Source organism: Bacteroides mediterraneensis, from assembly GCF_016900355.1.
In the GTDB taxonomy this organism is placed as follows: Bacteria; Bacteroidota; Bacteroidia; order Bacteroidales; family Bacteroidaceae; genus Phocaeicola.
The window spans coordinates 1-533 of sequence record NZ_JACJKA010000067.1 but is presented as its reverse complement, the minus strand read 5'-3'; the positions used below and the strand labels follow the sequence as shown (position 1 = coordinate 533).

Here is a 533-nt window from a genome sequence, read left to right as displayed (position 1 = left end):
ACGATGATAACTCACAAGCTAGTCCTATAGCTCAGTTGGTTAGAGCGCTACACTGATAATGTAGAGGTCGGCAGTTCAACTCTGCCTGGGACTACCTCAGAAAAAACTTCGCTTTTTATTTGCCGGTTTGAAAGGAAATACATACCTTTGCAGCCGCTTTGAAAAAATGAAGCATGAAATCTTGGGGGATTAGCTCAGCTGGCTAGAGCACCTGCTTTGCACGCAGGGGGTCAACGGTTCGAATCCGTTATTCTCCACGAAAAAAATAGGTCTATGACATGATGTAACAAGCAAAAAGTAATTTTAGTACGAAAGCTAAAAGTATATATCATCCCGCACCCGTCGAAAGACGGAGTGTGCACGTGATAAGGAAAGTAGGAAAGGGCGCATGGCGGATGCCTTGGCTCTCGGAGGCGATGAAGGACGTGATAAGCTGCGATAAGCTGCGGGGAGGTGCAAATAACCCTTGATCCGCGGATTTCCGAATGGGACAACCCGTTATCTTGAAGAGATAACATCCATCTTATGATGGA

Annotated in this window: 2 tRNA genes and 1 rRNA gene; all 3 read left to right on the top strand. The window is 46.0% G+C overall.

The window, feature by feature from the left end:
- Positions 1-20: 20 nt before the first annotated feature.
- Positions 21-94 (top strand) — tRNA-Ile (locus H6A28_RS14840).
- Between the two features lie 89 nt (positions 95-183).
- Positions 184-257: transfer RNA gene (locus H6A28_RS14835), tRNA-Ala, on the top strand.
- Positions 258-368: 111 nt separating this feature from the next.
- Positions 369-533 (top strand): 23S ribosomal RNA (locus H6A28_RS14830); the annotation flags it as partial.